The sequence below is a fragment of the Kribbella monticola genome, assembly GCF_003261635.1.
Lineage (GTDB): Bacteria > Actinomycetota > Actinomycetes > Propionibacteriales > Kribbellaceae > Kribbella > Kribbella monticola.
Genome location: NZ_QFXK01000033.1, coordinates 360,291 through 376,192, shown reverse-complemented (window position 1 = coordinate 376,192; position 15,902 = coordinate 360,291). Strand labels below are relative to the sequence as shown.

Below are 15,902 nucleotides of genomic sequence, written 5' to 3'. Positions count from 1 at the left end.
CAAGCAGGGACGGTCGGATTACTGGCAGCTGAGCTTGCTCGCGAATTCCTTCTGCAGTTCGACCGTCTTCGCCTTCCGCTCGTTGTCGTAGGTGTCCACGTTGGCCTTGGTGACGATGAAGGAACCGGAATCGACGGTCACGCCGGGCGTCTTCATCGTGCACTGCTTCGAGCCGAGCAGGGCGAGCAGCCAGCCACCGACGTACGCCTGGCCGACCGGGTTCTGGGTCACCGTCGCGGCCACTCCGCCGCTCTTGATCGCCGACAGGATCTTGGCGTCGTCGTCGATCGCGACCACCTTGATCGGCAGCTTGCTGGTGGCGACCCCGTCGGCGGCGGCGACCGCCGGGTTGTACGCCGTGGTGACGATCCCCTTGATCTCCTTGCCCTTGGAGGCGAGCAGGTCGGCGACTGCCTTCTGCGCGGTCTGCAGGTCCGTGTCGATGTCGGTGATCACCGACAGTTCGGTGACCTTGCCGTTCGTCTCGGCGATCGCCTTGCGGACGCCGGCGATCCGGCGCTGGGTGTTGGAGTCGACATTGTTGCCGGTCAGGTGCACCAGCGCGCCCTCGCCGCCCATCGCGTCGATGGCCGCCTTGGCCGCCTTGTACGCCGCCGCCTCGACGTCCGTGGACAGGCAGAAGTCGGCCGAGTCGGTGTCGCCGGCCGGGCAGGACGCCAGCGAGCCGACCACGAACCCCTTGGACTTCAGGTCCTCGAAGGTCGAGTTGATGTCGGTCGGCGACACGCCGAAGATGCCGAACGCGTTGTACCCCTGCGCCGCGAGCGAGTTGATCACGTTGTTCTGCTTGCCCTGGTCCCACTCGCCGGTCTCGTTGAAGGTGGCGTCGGCCAGCTTGAACTCGGTCTTGTCCTGCTCGGCGGTCGCCTTCCACGGCTGGAAGTAGGGGTGCGCCCCACCTGGGATCAGCGCCAGCTTCACCTTGGAGCCGTCCTTGAGCGTGACCGGACCACTCGACGTACCGGTCGAGGCGTCGTTGCCGGTGGTTCCGCCGGAGTTGTCGCTCGAGCTCTTGGTGCTGCATCCGGTGGCGGCGAGTGCAACGATGACCAGCCCGGCGGCTGTCCTACGGTAGAGCGACGGGACGTTCATGGACTGGCTCCTCAAGGATCCTATAGGATATTGCTTACGTGATGCTGCCGGTTCACACTGGTGCGCGTCAAGACCTGCCGCGGTAACGACTGCGACACCGACGGTGGGAACCGGCATGATGGGGCTTCGGGAGGAGTGACTGTGACAGATGCTCATGCGGGTCTGGCGGGACAGCTCAGCCGCCTGCCCCAACGCCAGGTGCTGAGTGACGACGTCTACGAGACGGTCAAGGGCCTGATCATGGACAGCGTCGTCGAGCCGGGGACCCGGCTGAACATCGACGCGCTGACCCGGGAGCTGGGCATCTCGCAGACTCCGATCAGGGAGTCGCTGGCCCGGCTGGAGTCCGACGGCCTGGTGATCAAGGAGCCACTGCGCGGGTACCGGGTCTCCTCCCGGCTGACCCGGGCGGAGTTCGAGGACCTCTTCGAGTACCGGCTGCACATCGAGCCATGGGCAGCGGCCCGCGCCGCCGAGCGGGCCGGCGCCGAGGACCTCGCCCGCCTGAAGAACGAGATGCTCAGCTACACCGACGTACCGGACCGTCCCGACTACGACAGCTACAAGGCGATGGCCGCCCACGACCAGCGCTTCCACGACCTCGTACTGGAATTGTCCGGCAACGACACCGCCCGGCAGTCCTTCGCGCGCACCCACTGCCACCTGCACCTGTTCCGCCTGTACTACGGCGGCGGGATCGCCACCAAGGCGTTGCGCGAGCACAAGACGGTCGTGGCGGCGGTCCGCAAAGGCGAGCCGGAGGAAGCAGCCGCGGCGATGCGGTCGCACATCGAAGCCTCACGGGCGCGCCTGCGTCCCGTGTTCGACAAAGAGTGAAGATTCCCTAGGGAGAAGTCTGTGGAACTGCTGCGCCTCGGCGCGGTCGGTGAGGAGCGCCCGTACGTGCGCGACGCCGATGGCACCGTCTACGACCTGAGCTCCGTCACCGCCGACATCGACGGCGCGTTCCTCGCCTCGGACGGCATCGCCCGCGTCCGGGCGGCACTCGCCGACGGCTCGCTGACGCCGGCCTCCGTCGACGGCCTGCGGATCGGCGCCCCGATCGCCAGGCCGGCCGCGGTCGTCTGCATCGGCCAGAACTACGCGGCCCACGCCGCCGAATCGGGCTCCGAACCACCGGCCAACCCGATCGTCTTCTTCAAGCACCCGAACACGGTCGTCGGCCCGTACGACGAGGTACTGGTTCCGCGTGGCAGCACCAAGACGGACTGGGAGGTCGAGCTCGCGGTCGTGATCGGCAAGACCGCCCGTTACGTCGAGACCGACGAGGAGGCACTCGCCTGCATCGCGGGCTACACGGTCTCCAACGACGTGTCGGAGCGCGCCTTCCAGCTCGAGGTGTCCGGCGGCCAGTGGTCGAAGGGCAAGTGCTGCGAGACCTTCAACCCGCTCGGCCCTTCGTTGGTCCCGGCTGACGAGGTGGACCCGTTCAACCTCGGGCTGAGGTCCTGGGTCAACGGTGAGGTCCGGCAGGACTCGAACACCCGCGACATGATCTTCTCGGTCGCAGCGCTGATCCGCGACCTGTCGCAGTACATGACGCTGGATCCGGGCGACCTGCTCAACACCGGTACGCCGGAAGGTGTCGCCTTGTCGGGCCGGTTCCCGTACCTCTCGCCGGGCGACGTCGTCGAGTGCGAGATCGACGGCCTCGGCAAGCAGAAGCAGGCTCTCGGCAAGGCTTAGAAAAGTGTCCTAGCCGGGCTCTAGCCTCGGCCGGGTGACTATCTCCTTCGGCAACACCGCAGCTCCGGACGACACGTACATGGATGCCGTCCGGGTCTCCTACGACACCGTCGCTGCCGACTACGCGAAACTGGTCGTCAGCGGCGGTCCGTCGGAGGTCCCGCTCCTGACGTACTTCGGCTCACTGGTCGGCGCGGACGGTGAGGTGCTCGACGTCGGCTGCGGGCCGGGGCGGGTGACCGCGCTACTGCAGTCGCTCGGAGTGTCCGCCTTCGGCATCGACCTTTCGCCGGGCATGATCGAGACCGCTCGCCGGGACTTTCCCGGCTTGCGCTTCGAGGTCGGCTCGATGACAGCGCTGGACCTCCCGGACGGCGAGCTGGCCGGCATCGTCTCCTGGTGGTCCACGGTCCATCTCCCGGCGGACGCTCTGACGACGGCTTTCGCCGAGTTCTGTCGCGTGCTGCGCCCAGGGGGCCAACTGCTCGTCGGCTTCCACGTCGGCACCGGAAGCACGCACAAGACCTCGGGCTACGGCGGCCACCCGATGTCGCTGAACGTCTACCGCCGTACGCCGGAGGAGCTCTCCGCCGTCGGCACCGCGGCCGGCTTCACGGTCCACTCCAGCTTCCACACCGGTTTGGACGCCGAACGCCCCGGTGCCTGCCTGTTCTTCGTCAAACCGGACAATTCGGTGGCGGAAAGCTGATCCCTACAGGAAGCTCGGCGAATGACCTCCAAAGTACGCACTGTCACGTTCGATGCCCGCGATCCTTACCAGCTGGCCGGATTCTGGCTCGAAGTGTTCGGCGTCGACCGGCCCGACGACGACAACCCCGGCGACCCGTACGCCGCGGTCGTGACGGACTCGGTCACGCTGCTGTTCGAGCAGAACAACGACACCAAGGCCGCGAAGAACCGCGTCCACCTCGACCTCGAACCCGACGTGCCGCGCGACGAGGAGGTCGAGCGTCTGCTCGCCCTCGGCGCCACCATCGCCCACGACCACCGCAATCCGGACGGCACCGGTTTCGTCGTCATGCTCGACCCGGAAGAGCACGAGTTCTGCGTCCTCCGCAGCGCCGCCGAACGCGCCGCGACCAGCTAGCCCCGCCGCTCGCGGGTGGTCGCGAGCGCGCGGCCCACCGCGGGCTGCCTCGCGGTTTGCGCTAGCCGATGGCTGGGGTGTCGCCGGTGAAGGTGATCCGCCAGTCGGTGGGCCAGGCGTGGACGGCGATCGCGTAGCCGTCCCGAGAGGCCGAGACGCGATGGTGGCCGTCTTCTGTTGCGACCGAGGTCGTCCAGCCTCGGTCGGCGAGGGCGGCCGCAGCCGCGGAGACGGCAGCGTCGGGATCCGGTTGAGCGGTCGGCTCGCCTGTCTCGACGGTGATCGAGCAGATGGTCGCGGGGCCTCGCCCGTCGAAGAGCGCACCGGGATTGACGGGCCCGGGGTCGTGAGTGACGACCGGAGTCTGCCCCGGTACGACGGCTGCCGCCACCGCCAGCAACTCCGTCCGGAGCACCTCGCGCGCTTCCGTCAGCGTCATCGCCCCTGCCCTTCACTCCGCCGCCCAGCCCCAGGAACAGCCGTCCCCCGAACGACCGGGCTCGGGCGGCTGCCGTCTGTCGCGACCCCAGCGGCTGAGGTGTGGTTGCGTTTGGTGAGGGACACGACTCCGTCATACACCTTGCTGGCGACTGCGGCCGCGTTGTTCAACGGGTCGGCCCAGGAGATGCCGAGCGCGAGCTTGGACTCATGCGCGCGCGTGGTGTCGGTGGTGGTGATGTGTGCGAGGTCGCCGCGCACGACGCGGCCGATGTTGCGTAACGCCTCGCTGTTCTGCCGGTAGTACTCGTTGTGCCAGTGCACCGAGACCGTCTCGTCGTTCGTCGCCATCCGGATCGCATCCGGGAAGGTGGCCGGGTCCGGCCCGTGCCACTCGCTGTAGGACACGTAGTCGCCGGGCGCGCGTTCGACGTACAGTCTGGTCGGAGGTGGCACGAAATCCGAAGCCTGGTTGACGAATTTGGTGATTCCCGGGCTGCCGGTGAGCACGACCCGATCCACCCGGACGCCTTGCAACATCCCCTGGCCGACCACATCGCTTCCGTAGCTGTGCCCGACCAGCGTGACACTTGCCTCTGGCAACCTCTCCGTCTCCAGCCCGGCCATGAACCGCCGCAGGGCCGGTCCGGCCTGGATCGCCGCCCGCTTGCTCGCCGCCTCCCGCAGCCCTTGCGGCGAGTCGTAGTCGAGCCACAGCACCGCGGCCGTCCCGGGTCCGGCCTCGTGCCGGATCAGATCGGCCCGATCCACCTGCCCACGCAGCGTTTCCAGGCTGTTCCCCATCCCGGGAACCAGTACGGCGACGTTGCGCGCCCGATCGAGCTCCCCCAGCACCTCGACCGCCCGCCCCTGCCCTTCCGGCTGAAGTGAGAGGAACTGCCGATCCCGGAGCACTTCGACAACCTTGCCCGAGGCATCTACCTCGGCGTGCGCCACCGGTGTCAACAGCTCGTCGAGGGTCTCCAGCCGCTTCCGCTCATGCTCCGCGAGAGGACCAGCGTCTCGCAGCCGATCGCGAGCGTCGACCAGCCGCAGATGGTTCGCGCGGTACCGAAGCGCAGCCGGCGCCCCGTCGAGCGAGCCGACCTCGTCCGGCCGCGTCTCCGCGAGTCGCGAAGCATCGCCGGGCGCGAGCGAATCGAAGTACGAACGCACCTCGTACGCCGCTACTTCGGCGGGCAGCTCCTGCACCCGCCGGACCAGCAGCTCGAACTCGTCCGCCATCGCGACTCCCCGTCAGCATCCGGTGACCCTAGGGTCCCCGCAGTCTGACATCGGAAGTCCCTGACGGGAAGTCCTGATTATCCGAAGACGAGTGACCATGACCCGCCGTGAGCGGACAACCGGATCACCGAGAGCGGCCGCACGTCGACGTGCCGGAGCGATTCCACCGGCGCGTCGAGCACATACAGCACAGCAGCCCGTACGACGGCCGGGTGCACCACCGCGACCACATTCCGGCGGTCGTCGGCTCCAGCTCCCGCCAGGTCGCCCAACCAGTCGGCGACCCGCGTGAGCACGTCGTTGGCGCTCTCACCGCCGGGCGGGGCGGTGTGCGGGTGTTCAAGCCAGCCGGCGACTTGCTGGGGCTCCGCCGACAGCAGCTCTTCCAGACTCCGCCCGGACCAGTCGCCGTACTCGCGATCGCGGAGTGCCGGCTCGATCCGCGCGGTCAGGCCGAACGCTTCCGCGGTCTTCACCGCAGCGGGTTCCGGTCCGGCGTACGCCTCGTCCGCGTCCAGCTTCAACTCGCGAGCCGCTGCGAGGCTCGTCGCGTCCGGCTCGGCCGGGCCACCGAGGACTAGTCCTCGCAACGCCGGGGTGAGCGCGTGGGCGACCAGGGTCAGCGCGGTCAAGCGGCAACCACCTTCGGCGCAGCGGCCACCGGCGTACGGCGGTCGATCGCCGCGGCGAACCCGATGCCGAGCAGCGTCCACAGGACCGTCTGGGTTCCGAGGGAGGCGAGCCGGAACTGCCACAGCAGCGTCGCCGGGAAGGTGTCAGGCACCTCGTTGATCTTCGGCAGGATCAGATAGGCCACGACGACAGTCAACACCAAGGCGGCGCCGCCACCGGCCAACCGGATCCACGGCAGGTCGCCGAACCGCTGCACCCAGCGGGACGCCGCGACGCCGGCCCAGACCGCGAGCAGCCCGATCACCAGCGTGAGCAGGTAGGTCACCGTTCGCTGGGTGATCGTGTCGGGATCGCCGACCGCCGGTGGATTCGGCGGGTACTTGAAGAACGGCACGAGGACGATGCCGGCGTACCCCGCGGCGGCCAGCCCGAGGGCGGCGTACGAGTCGCTGCTGGTCCGCAGCCGACGGCGGAGCAGGGTGAAGCCGACGGCGAAGATGCCGCCCAGCGCCACGCCGTACAGGGACGCGGCGAGGAAGAGGCCGAAGCGCTGTCCGTCACGGCTGACGAGGGGTTCTTCCTCGGCCGCGTGCTCGTGGTGGCCCGAGCCGGAGCCGGCGTCGTGGGAGTGCGCGGACGCGTTGGCCTCTTCGATCGCGATCGCGGAGTCGATCCGCGGCTCGCCCGTGACGAAGGCGAAGGTTCCGGCCAGCAGGCCGGCGAAGAGTCCGACGATCAGTCCGCGCACCAGCAGAGATCCGAAGGTGCGCATGGCAGACCTGTCTTTCCGAAGGCCCTGGTCAGGACCGAGGTGTGGTGAGAAGTGAAGACAGGACTGCTAGTGGCAGGGAACGCCGAGCAGGTGACGGCCGTCGTGCATCAGCTCGTGCAGGTACATGCCCGAGTGGGACAGCGCGCCCTGGTCGAACGCCACCAGGTAGGCCAGCATCAGCGCGAGGCCGACGGTGAGCAGGGCGAACGCCAGCAGCCGCGGCGAAAGAGCCGGTACGGCGACCGATGAAGTGGAAACAGGTGCGGTCATCTGGAACCTCCTAGGGAAGTGCGCGTCCCCTTCGAAAGGCTGCTGGTGCCCGAGCGTCCTGACTCACGAGCCGGAGCTCGCTCACAGTGGCGCGGCCGTACCGGACTTTCACCGGTTTCCCTCATGGCACCGCAGGTTGTCCCCCGAACCGTAGCCGTCGCGTTCCGTCACGGTCAACGGAACCCGGTGTGGCGGGTGATCTTTCCCACCTGGACCAAGGCTTCGGGCTCAGCGCTGGTAGGTGACCACGAGGCGGGCGGTCTCGGCGTAGAACTTCTTCCACTGGGTCTTGCTGGTCTCCTCCGGCGCCCGGAGTCCGAGCGTCACGTACCGCTCCTGCTTGTCGACGGTCCGCTGGACGACGGCGGCCAGACCGGAGAACCGCAGCTCCTGGTCCGGCTGGCCGCCGGCGGTCCAGGCGCTGCCGAACGCCGTACCGACCCGGCTGAGCCAGGACCCGGCGAAGTTGTCCCAGGTGACCGGCGACCCGGGATCGATCGCTTCGGTCGTCCACAGGTCGACCGGCGTCGGACTACCGGTCGGCGTGTGATCGAGGGTGATCGCGAAGGCTGCGTCGTCGATCAGCGCGCCGGCCAGCTGGGCGACGTCGATCCGGAAGACGGATCGCCAGACGGGTGTCGAGCCGTACTCGAGGCCGACCTTGGCCCGATCGCGGTCGTAGGCCCAGTACGACGTACTCGGCTGAGCCTGGTTGATCATGGTCCATTGGTCGGCGTACTGCCCGAAGGTGAGCGTGCCGGAGGCGCTGGCCGGCTCGGTCGACAAGACGGCCGGAGCGACGAAGGAGGCGGCGACAAAGCCCAGGACGGAACGCCGGGTGTGCATAGGCATGGTGAAGTCCCTTGGAGTTCGGCGGATCGGGACCATCACGCTGTCATGCCGGACTAGACCGGAAAAGCGTTTCGAGACTGCTGGAATCCAGCTGCGTCCTGGACTGACGGAGCTTACAGTTGGGGGATGCCGTCCGCTCATCATCTGATCGCCTTCGCGATCACCGCCCTGGTCATCATCATCGTGCCCGGGCCAAGCGTGCTGTTCATCGTCGGCCGGGCGCTCGCCGTCGGCCGGCGTGAGGCGGTGCTGACCATGCTCGGCAACACCGCGGGCGCCTCCGTCATGCTGGTCGCCGTCTCACTCGGCCTCGGCACGCTGATCGCCGCCAGTGCGGTCGTGCTGACCGTCGTGAAGCTGGCCGGCGCGGCGTACCTGATCTATCTCGGCGTCCACGCGGTCCGCACCCGCAAGTCCCTCGCCGCGGCACTGGCCAGCGGCGTCAAGGCCGGCAACACCAAGCGTGTACTGCGGCAGGGCTTCCTGGTCGGCGTCACGAACGCGAAGACCGCGGTCTTCTTCGCCGCCGTGCTGCCCCAGTTCGTCGACAAGGAAGCCGGCTCCGCGACCCTGCAGATCCTGCTCCTCGGGCTGATCTTCATCACCATCGCGCTCTGCTCCGACGGCCTGTGGGCCTTGCTCGCCGGTACCGCGCGGGAGTGGTTCGCCAGCTCCCCGCGCCGCCTCGAACTCGTCGGCGGCACGGGCGGCCTGATGATCATCGGCCTGGGCGCCAGCATCGCGGTCACCGGCTCGAAGGAGTAGCGCCTACCGCGCCGTACGGCGGGCGGCGACGACACCGACGAGGGCGAGCACTGCCGGCAGGCCGAAGGCGGTCAGGTAGGCGGGGATCGGCCAATGGGGCTCGATGGCGGCGAAGAGTGAACCGCCGACGGCCAGCACAGTTGCCGTGGCCAACGAATCGCTGAGCGACAGGGCCGAGCTGTTCGCGCCCTGCTCCTCGAGACTGGAGTATTCCAGGATCAGCACCGAGACCGTCGGGAACACGGTGCCCATCCCGAGTCCGGTCAGGCCCCAGCCGAGCACACCGACAAGTACCGGCACGTGGGGGCTCAAGGTCAGCGTGGCGGTGGCGATCCCGAGGACGATCGAGATCATCCCGGCCTGCAGGAACACCGCGTGCGAGAACGGTTGCCGCGGCCGGCCGCGGTACCAGGAGGCAGAGGTCCAGCTGAGTGCGCTGACGGTCAGCACCAGTCCGGCGAACGCCGGCGACAGTCCCCGTTCACGCGTCAGCATGAGCGGCAGGAAGACCTCGGCACCGAAGCCGGCCGCAGCCACCAATCCCCGCAATGCGATCACCGAGGGAAGGCCCTGCGCCAACCTGAACGTCCCGCGCGGCAGCAACTTCGGCGCGAACCCGGCGACCCCGGCCAGTCCGACGATCAACAGAACAACCTGCAGGACGCCGTGCTGCTGTCCGCCGTAGCTGAGCATGCCGACACCGACGGCGGCGGCGATCGCCCACAGCGCGCGCTTGTTCCAGAGCTTCTGATCCGGCCGATCGGTCACGGTCCCCGCGTGGGCGAGACCCGGCCGCATCACCAGCGCGGCAGGGATCGCCATCGCCGGTACTGCGAGGAACACGATCCGCCAGCTGGCGTGTTCGACGATCAGGCCGGCGATCGCGGGACCGACCAGGGACGGCACGACCCAGCCGGTCGCGAAAGCAGCGAAGATCTTGGGCCGGAGTTCTGCCGGGTAGAGGTGACCGACCACGACGTACAGGGCAACGGTCAGCAGGCCCCCGCCGAAGCCCTGGATGATGCGGCCGACGACGAGAACCTCCATCGACGGCGCGAGTCCGGCGATGATCAGTCCGGCCAGGAACCAGCCGGTGCCGTGCCAGAGCGGGCGCGCCGGGCCCTTGAGATCGCTCCAGGTGCCGGACACCACCATGGCGACGACGCCGGATGCCAGCGGACCGCCGAAAGCCAAGGCGTACAAGGGCAATCCGTCCAGCGCTTGGGCGACCGTCGGCATCGCGGTGGTGACCGCGAGCGCCTCGAACGCGACCAGCGTGATCAGCGCGACCATGCCGATCGTGAGAGCCCGGTACTGCGGCGCCAGTACGCCTGGTGGCTTGCCGGAGCCGCGCTGATCGGCGGCGGCATCGCTTTGGTCGGTAGGGACTTCGGCTGTCGTGGTCATGCTGAGAAGCTTCGATGTTCAAGTGCACTTGAGGTCAAGCTTTGCTTCAAGTGCGCTTGAAGTTCTGGTGTTTTGAGGATCAGAGGACGGCGGCGAGGACCAGGGCGATGATCGGCGGTCCTGCCTGCAGGACAGCCGAGCGGACCATCTTCCGGTTCGAGGCGACCAGGACCAGGCCGGCTCCGGCCATGCACGCGCAGGCGAACAAGGCGATCGCATGCCCTTTGTCGCCACCCGCGATCAGGCCGCCGAGCGCACCGAGGGCCAGGAACAGGTTGTAGAAGCCCTGGTTGAACGCCCACGGCCGGGCGATCGCCGCCTCGGTCTCGTTCGGCACGAGGAAGCGCCGGTAGGTGCTCGGCTTGGTGAACAGCAGGCTCTCCATCACGAAGACGGCCAGGTGGAAGGCGCCGGCCAGGCCGACGAAGATCTGCGCGATCGTATTCACGAGCGAACCGTACCGCCCCAGGGCGCCGCGAAAGCGGAAGCCGGGTTCTCGATGAACAGCCTGTCGACGACCTCCGGCCCGAACCGGCGGATCAACCGCGGCCGGAGCCCGGTGAGCAGGTACGGCATCCCGGGCCCTTCACCGGTCGCAGCCCGCGCCCTCGCCGTCGTCGTATCGCCGCCGAGCAGCAACTGACCGGCGTACCCGCCGTCGACCAGCGCGGCCAAGCACTCGAACAGGTGCGGATCGGTCGCGTTGTTCACTCGCGACGGCCCGTCGAACGCCAGGAACGCTCCGCGAGCAGCCAATTCCAGATGCAACTCGTGATCCGGAAACCGGTTCAGATGCCCGAGAATCACACTCGTCGGCGGCACGCCCCGCTGATCAACCAGCAACTCCAGTACTGCGTCCGGGCCGCTCCCCAGCTCGTGGTGAATCCCGATCGGCGCCCCGGTCGCATGATGCGCCTCAGCCGCAGCGTCGAGAGTGAGCCGCGCATGCTGATCGAGTACGTGGAACCCGCCGGCGACCTTGATCATCCCGGCCTTCACCCCGGTCTCGCCGATCCCCTCCGTCAACTCCCGAACGAAGACCTCCGCCAACCGCGGCCTCATGTCCTCGACAACCTCGACCGGGTAATGCTCCGCCCGATGAAACCCGGTCGCGGCAACAACATGCACCCCAGCGGCCGCCGCAATCTTCGGCAACCACTCCGCCCCACGCCCCAACCCGTACGGCGTCCACTGCACGATGGTCCGCCCACCCGCCGCTACGAAGTCCTTCGCCTCCTGCAAGGCAGCCTCAGCATCAGCAAGCTCCTGCCCAGGCAACAACGCACTCCGAAAGAACAAATGATCATGCGAGTCGGTAACCCCCAACTCCCCAGCCGCCAAGTCCCCCAACACCGTCCGAACCTTCATGGTCACCATTGTCACCGACCGATAGTGCTCGTCAGCAGGCTGGATTTGGTGAGACGCTCCGGGGATGGATCTGCGGCGAAGGCGGACTACCGGGTGGCTCCTGGTAGGGGGTGCGCTCGCCGCGGTGTTCGGGTTGGTCGGGGCCGGGGTGGCGAAGTCGGCCAATCAGTTGAGTTATGACGTCGTCGTCACCGAGCAGTCGACGGCCGGGCATCTGCCCGCGTGCAGGCCGACGATGCTCATCGTCGACCGCAAGACCGGCGCCGAGCTGGCGTGTGCCGGTACGCCGGTCGAAGGGTTCACCGTCGCCGAACGGCAGGAGATCGTCGAGCACGCCATGAAGCTGGCGGCGGACGGTCAGATCGACGGCACGGACGGGTTCGAGCTCACCCAGCTCGCGACCGACATCGGCCACCGCCATGGCGACGACGCAAACAGCGTGCTCCCGACGCTCTTCCTCGGGATTGCGGTCCTCGGCGGAGTGGCCTTCATCGTCGGCATCGTGCGGAAGGTGTCCCAGGTGCGCGAGTCTCGCGAACACTGGCGTGACTGGCGGCGAAGACTCGGACGATGACGAAAGGGCCCGGTCAGATCGACCGGGCCCTTTCAGATGCTGCTCACGGTGAGCTCGCTCGGCTTGTTGCGAGCGAGCTCATCGCGCTTGTTGCTAGCGGGCTCGGCGGGACCCGCCGGCGCGGGTGCCTGCGGAGAAGGCTGCGGCACCTGCCGGGCGACTGTTCGCGCCGGGCGTGGTGGTGCTGTAGGTCTTCGGCGCTGCTGAACCGCCGCGGCCCTTGGAGCGGGTCTTGGCGCCGCCGGTGCTCGCACCCCGGCTGGACTGGCCGGAGCTCGCGCCACCGGCTGCGCCGCGACCAGTACCTGCACCACGACCACCGGCTGCACCGCGACCGCGACCGCCGGCGCGACCCCGACCACCACCAGCACCTCGACCGCCACCAGCGCCACCGCCAGTACGGCGTACCGAGTCGTCCTCGACGACCCTCAGCGTCGGCTCGACGAAGGTGCGTTCGCCGGGAGCCAGCTTGGCGAGCAGCGGGTCGCCGACGCGGAGCTTGGTCACCGTCGCTGCGATGCCGGCCTTGCGAGTCAGGTCGCGCACATCACGGACCTGCTCGTCGGTCATCAGCGTGACGACCGTGCCCTCGGCGCCGGCGCGCGCAGTACGGCCGGAGCGGTGCAGGTACGCCTTGTGCTCGATCGGCGGGTCAGCGTGGATCACCAGCGTGACGTCGTCGACGTGGATGCCACGCGCCGCGATGTCGGTCGCGACCAGCGTCTTGGCGGAACCGTCGGAGAAGGCCTCCAGGTTCCGGGTCCGGGCGCCTTGGGACAGGTTGCCGTGCAGCTCGACGGCCGGAACACCCTGCGCGATGAGCTTCTTCGTGAGCGACTTCGCGCCGTACTTCGTCCTGGTGAAGACGAGCGTGCGGCCAGGTGCGGCGGTCAGGTCGACGAGCACCGGCAACCGGGTGTCGGCCTGGACGTGCAGCACGTGGTGGGTCATCTTGGCGACCGGCGACTGTGCCGAGTCGACGCTGTGCGTCACCGGTGACTTCATGAACCGCTTGACCAGTACGTCGACGCCGGCGTCCAGCGTGGCGGAGAACAGCAACCGCTGCGCGTCACCCGGAGTCGCTTCGAGGATTCGCCGTACTGCGGGCAGGAAGCCCAGGTCGGCCATGTGGTCCGCCTCGTCGAGCACGGTGATCTCGACCTGGTCGAGCTTGGCGTGCCCGGTCTTGACGTGGTCCTCGAGCCGGCCGGGGCAGGCGATCACGATGTCGACGCCGCGCCGCAGCGCACTGATCTGCGGGCCGGCGCCGACGCCACCGAAGATGGTCATCGTGCGCAGGTCGAGCGCGTCGGTCAGCGGCGTGATCGAGGCCTGGATCTGGGTCGCGAGCTCGCGGGTCGGCGCCAGGATCAGCGCGCGCGGGTGGTTCGGCCGGCGCTTGCTGGTGCTGGTGGTGAGCCGGGCGAGCACCGGCAGGACGAACGCGTAGGTCTTGCCGGAACCGGTCCGGCCGCGACCGAGAACGTCCTTGCCGGCCAGCGAGTCCGGCAGCGTCGCCGCCTGGATCGGGAACGGCTTGAGGATGCCGGCCGCGGCCAGCGCCTTGACCAGGCCGGGCGGTACGCCGAGCTCGTCGAAGGTTACGTTCTCGTCGACCGGCGTCGCGGCGGTTTCGACGAAGGTCTCCACCTGCTTGCTCTCGGCAAGCTGCCGCGCGCCGCTGCTCTGACGCGACTCGGCACTCTGGCGCGAGCCGGTGCTCTGCTGAGTGTTGCCGGGGTTGTTGCTTGCGGCACCGGTACGGCGCCGGCGGCGGGGACGCGCCGGGGCCTCACCCTGGGCGCGCACGGGCCGTGCGAAAGTAGAAGGGACAGAAGTGGGCGTGGTGCTACTGGGGCGGCTGGCCGCCATGAAGTACTCCAAAAGCTCGGGGGTCGTCCTGCCCGGCGCAGCCAGGTGGCCGCGGCGCGTGGTGGTCGACTGCTAGCGCAGCGTATGCACTGGATCGGCCCGAGGCAGAACTGGGCGGGCCGTCACATTCAGTGTACGGCACCGGCGGACCATTGGCAGAGAGTCACCGCCGTGGGTATCTTCGGCCGATGCCTACCGATGCCGATTTCCGGGCGGACCCACCCACCTCCGCGGGGGAACGCGAACTCCTGCAGGGGTTCCTCGACTTCCAGCGCGGCACCTTCTTGTGGAAGACCTCCGGGCTCACCGGCGAGCAACTTGTGCAAGCGAAGATCGAGCCGTCGACGATGACCCTGCTCGGGCTGGCCCGCCACCTGGCCGAGGTCGAGCGGTACTGGTTCCAGCTCTGCCTGGCCGGCCGCCCGGTCGAGTTGGCGTTGTGGACGCACGAGCACCCCGACGGCGACTTCGATCTGGTCGATCCGGCGCGCGCCGAGGACGACCTGGCCGACCTGCGCGAGACGATCCGGCTCTCCGACGAGGTGGTCGCCGGCTACTCCCTCGACGACACGTTCCGGCGACCGAAGGGCGACCAGCAGTACTCCGTGCGCTACCTCTACATCCACCTGATCGAGGAGTATGCCCGCCACAACGGCCACGCCGACCTGCTCCGCGAACGCACCGACGGCCTGACCGGCGAATGACTAAGGCTTGACCGAGCGGACCAAGCCGACGATGTCGTTGGTGACGCCGCGGACGCCGGGGATGCGGGTCAGCCGGAGCAGTTTGTCCACGAGCGGTACAGAGCGGTCGATGAGCGCCTTCGTTCGACTGAGCCCGTCGCTGTCGTCGTGCACCCAGAACAAGACGATGCCCATCTGCATGAGCCACAGCAGCTCGGGCAGCTCTGCCTTCAGGTCCGGGGCGAGCTTCAGGTCCGATCCCTCGACCACCCGCCGGAAGACCTCGACACTGGCCTCCCTGGCGGGGCGGGACTCCTCGCTGAACGGCGACAGCGGGCTCTTCGGCTCGGCCGCATTCTTGAAGAAGGTGCCGGCGAACTCGTGGTACGGCGCGGACACCTCCAGCCAGCTGTGTAGCACTCCGCCCAGCCGCTTGGTGAACGTCTTCTCCACCGCGAGGATGTCCGTGGTGGCTTCGCGGTGCTGGGCCTGCAGGTGGTCGTAGTACGCCTGCATGAGGTGTTCTTTGGAGCTGTAGTAGTAGTACGCGTTGCCCACCGAGACGCCCGCCTCGGCGGCGATCACTCGCATGGTGGTCTTGCCGTACCCCTGCTCGCGGAACAGCCGCAGCGCGGTCGACAGGATCAGCTCACGGGTCTGCTCACCCTTGGCGGTCGCACTGTCCGTCACATCCGTCAGCGTAGTCACCTCCCTGCCGAGCACTCCGCACACTGGTCCAGCTCCGCAGCCCAGCAGCGGCCTGCACCATCGCCTTGGCCACTGGCCGCAGCGCGGGTCGCGACAGCCGTACGGCGGTGTGCCGGTGCTCCGCAGTCGCCCAGAGGCACACGATCCACGCCCGGTCGCCGACGTACACCGAACCGTCGTCGGCGACCACTGTCACCTCGCGCAGTGTGGCTGCATGGTCCAGGGCCGGGTACAGCCTTCTCGCGTCTGCCGACCCCGCCGCGACAAACCCGAGCTGAACCACACCACCCCGGCCGTTCCGAGCTGGGCGCTGCGCGGCCAGCCATTCCTTGAACCGCCGGCACAGCCCACACTGCGCGTCGTACAGCACCACTAGCTCCTGCATGG

20 protein-coding genes and 1 riboswitch are annotated in these 15,902 nt (G+C 68.4%); of the genes, 7 read left to right on the top strand and 13 right to left on the bottom strand.

Translation table 11 applies throughout. The features are described 5' to 3' along the window. Window positions 1-18: 18 nt before the first annotated feature. Window positions 19-1,113, bottom strand: a complete 1,095-nt coding sequence (locus DIZ26_RS24450) for a sugar ABC transporter substrate-binding protein (RefSeq protein WP_112245344.1) — start codon at window positions 1,111-1,113, stop codon at window positions 19-21. 141 nt (window positions 1,114-1,254) lie between these two features. On the opposite strand from DIZ26_RS24450, the gene DIZ26_RS24445 reads away from it, so the two are divergent. The 4 genes from DIZ26_RS24445 to DIZ26_RS24430 are packed head-to-tail and all read left to right on the top strand — an operon-like array spanning window position 1,255 to window position 3,928. Further along, on the top strand, window positions 1,255-1,950 hold the full coding sequence (locus tag DIZ26_RS24445) for a GntR family transcriptional regulator (RefSeq protein ID WP_112245342.1): 696 nt from the start codon (window positions 1,255-1,257) through the stop codon (window positions 1,948-1,950). 21 nt (window positions 1,951-1,971) lie between these two features. Next, entirely contained in the window at window positions 1,972-2,820 is an 849-nt protein-coding gene (locus tag DIZ26_RS24440; RefSeq protein ID WP_112245340.1) for a fumarylacetoacetate hydrolase family protein, read from the top strand. A 34-nt stretch (window positions 2,821-2,854) separates the two neighbouring features. Next, window positions 2,855-3,529: a class I SAM-dependent methyltransferase gene (locus tag DIZ26_RS24435; RefSeq protein ID WP_232828566.1), complete on the top strand. Its 675-nt coding sequence runs from the start codon at window positions 2,855-2,857 to the stop codon at window positions 3,527-3,529. Between the two features lie 21 nt (window positions 3,530-3,550). After that, window positions 3,551-3,928, top strand: a complete 378-nt coding sequence (locus DIZ26_RS24430; RefSeq protein ID WP_112245336.1) for a VOC family protein — start codon at window positions 3,551-3,553, stop codon at window positions 3,926-3,928. Window positions 3,929-3,989: 61 nt separating this feature from the next. Here the strand turns inward: DIZ26_RS24430 and DIZ26_RS24425 are convergent, their stop codons facing one another. From DIZ26_RS24425 to DIZ26_RS24400, 6 genes are all read right to left on the bottom strand, one after another. Continuing rightward, window positions 3,990-4,367, bottom strand: coding sequence for a hypothetical protein (locus tag DIZ26_RS24425; RefSeq protein ID WP_112245334.1), 378 nt, complete (start codon window positions 4,365-4,367; stop codon window positions 3,990-3,992). Then, on the bottom strand, window positions 4,364-5,611 hold the full coding sequence (locus DIZ26_RS24420; RefSeq protein WP_112245332.1) for an alpha/beta hydrolase: 1,248 nt from the start codon (window positions 5,609-5,611) through the stop codon (window positions 4,364-4,366). Before DIZ26_RS24420 ends, DIZ26_RS24425 begins: the two co-directional genes overlap by 4 nt. 77 nt (window positions 5,612-5,688) lie before the next feature. Continuing rightward, window positions 5,689-6,243, bottom strand: coding sequence for a histidine phosphatase family protein (locus DIZ26_RS24415; protein WP_112245330.1), 555 nt, complete (start codon window positions 6,241-6,243; stop codon window positions 5,689-5,691). Beyond that, window positions 6,240-7,016: a CbtA family protein gene (locus DIZ26_RS24410; protein ID WP_112245328.1), complete on the bottom strand. Its 777-nt coding sequence runs from the start codon at window positions 7,014-7,016 to the stop codon at window positions 6,240-6,242. Before DIZ26_RS24410 ends, DIZ26_RS24415 begins: the two co-directional genes overlap by 4 nt. A gap of 66 nt (window positions 7,017-7,082) precedes the next feature. Then, window positions 7,083-7,286: a CbtB domain-containing protein gene (locus DIZ26_RS24405; RefSeq protein ID WP_112245326.1), complete on the bottom strand. Its 204-nt coding sequence runs from the start codon at window positions 7,284-7,286 to the stop codon at window positions 7,083-7,085. A gap of 53 nt (window positions 7,287-7,339) precedes the next feature. Then, window positions 7,340-7,406, bottom strand: a riboswitch (cobalamin riboswitch). Window positions 7,407-7,514: 108 nt separating this feature from the next. Continuing rightward, window positions 7,515-8,138: a hypothetical protein gene (locus DIZ26_RS24400; protein ID WP_157979801.1), complete on the bottom strand. Its 624-nt coding sequence runs from the start codon at window positions 8,136-8,138 to the stop codon at window positions 7,515-7,517. 126 nt (window positions 8,139-8,264) lie between these two features. On the opposite strand from DIZ26_RS24400, the gene DIZ26_RS24395 reads away from it, so the two are divergent. Then, on the top strand, window positions 8,265-8,903 hold the full coding sequence (locus DIZ26_RS24395; RefSeq protein WP_112245322.1) for a LysE family translocator: 639 nt from the start codon (window positions 8,265-8,267) through the stop codon (window positions 8,901-8,903). 3 nt (window positions 8,904-8,906) lie between these two features. Here the strand turns inward: DIZ26_RS24395 and DIZ26_RS24390 are convergent, their stop codons facing one another. The 3 genes from DIZ26_RS24390 to DIZ26_RS24380 form a co-directional block, all read right to left on the bottom strand. Then, complete coding sequence (locus DIZ26_RS24390; protein WP_112245320.1) at window positions 8,907-10,310, bottom strand: MFS transporter; 1,404 nt, start codon at window positions 10,308-10,310, stop codon at window positions 8,907-8,909. A gap of 79 nt (window positions 10,311-10,389) precedes the next feature. Beyond that, a complete protein-coding gene (locus tag DIZ26_RS24385) occupies window positions 10,390-10,758 on the bottom strand; it encodes a DUF1304 domain-containing protein (RefSeq protein ID WP_112245318.1) in 369 nt (122 codons plus the stop codon). Continuing rightward, entirely contained in the window at window positions 10,755-11,678 is a 924-nt protein-coding gene (locus tag DIZ26_RS24380) for a phosphotriesterase family protein (RefSeq protein WP_198676255.1), read from the bottom strand. The genes DIZ26_RS24385 and DIZ26_RS24380 overlap by 4 nt, the downstream gene beginning before the upstream one ends. Before the next feature lie 64 nt (window positions 11,679-11,742). Here DIZ26_RS24380 and DIZ26_RS24375 point away from each other — a divergent pair, with 64 nt between their 5' ends. Further along, window positions 11,743-12,252 carry a hypothetical protein gene (locus DIZ26_RS24375; protein ID WP_112245314.1) on the top strand — a complete coding sequence of 170 codons (510 nt, stop codon included), beginning with the start codon at window positions 11,743-11,745 and terminating at the stop codon, window positions 12,250-12,252. Window positions 12,253-12,345: 93 nt separating this feature from the next. Here DIZ26_RS24375 and DIZ26_RS24370 read toward each other — a convergent pair whose 3' ends face one another. Next, window positions 12,346-14,061, bottom strand: a complete 1,716-nt coding sequence (locus tag DIZ26_RS24370; RefSeq protein WP_232828565.1) for a DEAD/DEAH box helicase — start codon at window positions 14,059-14,061, stop codon at window positions 12,346-12,348. A gap of 251 nt (window positions 14,062-14,312) precedes the next feature. Here DIZ26_RS24370 and DIZ26_RS24365 point away from each other — a divergent pair, with 251 nt between their 5' ends. After that, a complete protein-coding gene (locus tag DIZ26_RS24365; RefSeq protein WP_112245312.1) occupies window positions 14,313-14,828 on the top strand; it encodes a DinB family protein in 516 nt (171 codons plus the stop codon). On the opposite strand, the gene DIZ26_RS24360 is transcribed toward DIZ26_RS24365, so the two are convergent. Together DIZ26_RS24360 and DIZ26_RS24355 are read right to left on the bottom strand one after the other, a co-directional pair. Beyond that, window positions 14,829-15,497 (bottom strand): TetR family transcriptional regulator, encoded by a 669-nt coding sequence (locus tag DIZ26_RS24360; RefSeq protein WP_112245310.1) that lies wholly within the window; start codon window positions 15,495-15,497, stop codon window positions 14,829-14,831. After that, the gene (locus DIZ26_RS24355) at window positions 15,469-15,900 is read right to left on the bottom strand and encodes a thiol-disulfide oxidoreductase DCC family protein (protein ID WP_112245308.1); all 432 of its coding nucleotides are present in this window, start codon (window positions 15,898-15,900) and stop codon (window positions 15,469-15,471) included. Before DIZ26_RS24355 ends, DIZ26_RS24360 begins: the two co-directional genes overlap by 29 nt. Window positions 15,901-15,902 lie beyond the last annotated feature (2 nt).

Bases quoted from the DNA above. Each gene is read 5' to 3' on its own strand.
- DIZ26_RS24450 (WP_112245344.1), bottom strand. From the start codon at position 1,113: ATGAACGTCCCGTCGCTCTACCGTAGGACAGCCGCCGGGCTGGTCATC.
- DIZ26_RS24430 (WP_112245336.1), top strand. From the start codon at position 3,551: ATGACCTCCAAAGTACGCACTGTCACGTTCGATGCCCGCGATCCTTAC.
- DIZ26_RS24425 (WP_112245334.1), bottom strand. From the start codon at position 4,367: ATGACGCTGACGGAAGCGCGCGAGGTGCTCCGGACGGAGTTGCTGGCG.
- DIZ26_RS24420 (WP_112245332.1), bottom strand. From the start codon at position 5,611: ATGGCGGACGAGTTCGAGCTGCTGGTCCGGCGGGTGCAGGAGCTGCCC.
- DIZ26_RS24410 (WP_112245328.1), bottom strand. From the start codon at position 7,016: ATGCGCACCTTCGGATCTCTGCTGGTGCGCGGACTGATCGTCGGACTC.
- DIZ26_RS24405 (WP_112245326.1), bottom strand. From the start codon at position 7,286: ATGACCGCACCTGTTTCCACTTCATCGGTCGCCGTACCGGCTCTTTCG.
- DIZ26_RS24400 (WP_157979801.1), bottom strand. From the start codon at position 8,138: ATGCCTATGCACACCCGGCGTTCCGTCCTGGGCTTTGTCGCCGCCTCC.
- DIZ26_RS24395 (WP_112245322.1), top strand. From the start codon at position 8,265: ATGCCGTCCGCTCATCATCTGATCGCCTTCGCGATCACCGCCCTGGTC.
- DIZ26_RS24390 (WP_112245320.1), bottom strand. From the start codon at position 10,310: ATGACCACGACAGCCGAAGTCCCTACCGACCAAAGCGATGCCGCCGCC.
- DIZ26_RS24380 (WP_198676255.1), bottom strand. From the start codon at position 11,678: ATGAAGGTTCGGACGGTGTTGGGGGACTTGGCGGCTGGGGAGTTGGGG.
- DIZ26_RS24375 (WP_112245314.1), top strand. From the start codon at position 11,743: ATGGATCTGCGGCGAAGGCGGACTACCGGGTGGCTCCTGGTAGGGGGT.
- DIZ26_RS24365 (WP_112245312.1), top strand. From the start codon at position 14,313: ATGCCTACCGATGCCGATTTCCGGGCGGACCCACCCACCTCCGCGGGG.
- DIZ26_RS24355 (WP_112245308.1), bottom strand. From the start codon at position 15,900: ATGCAGGAGCTAGTGGTGCTGTACGACGCGCAGTGTGGGCTGTGCCGG.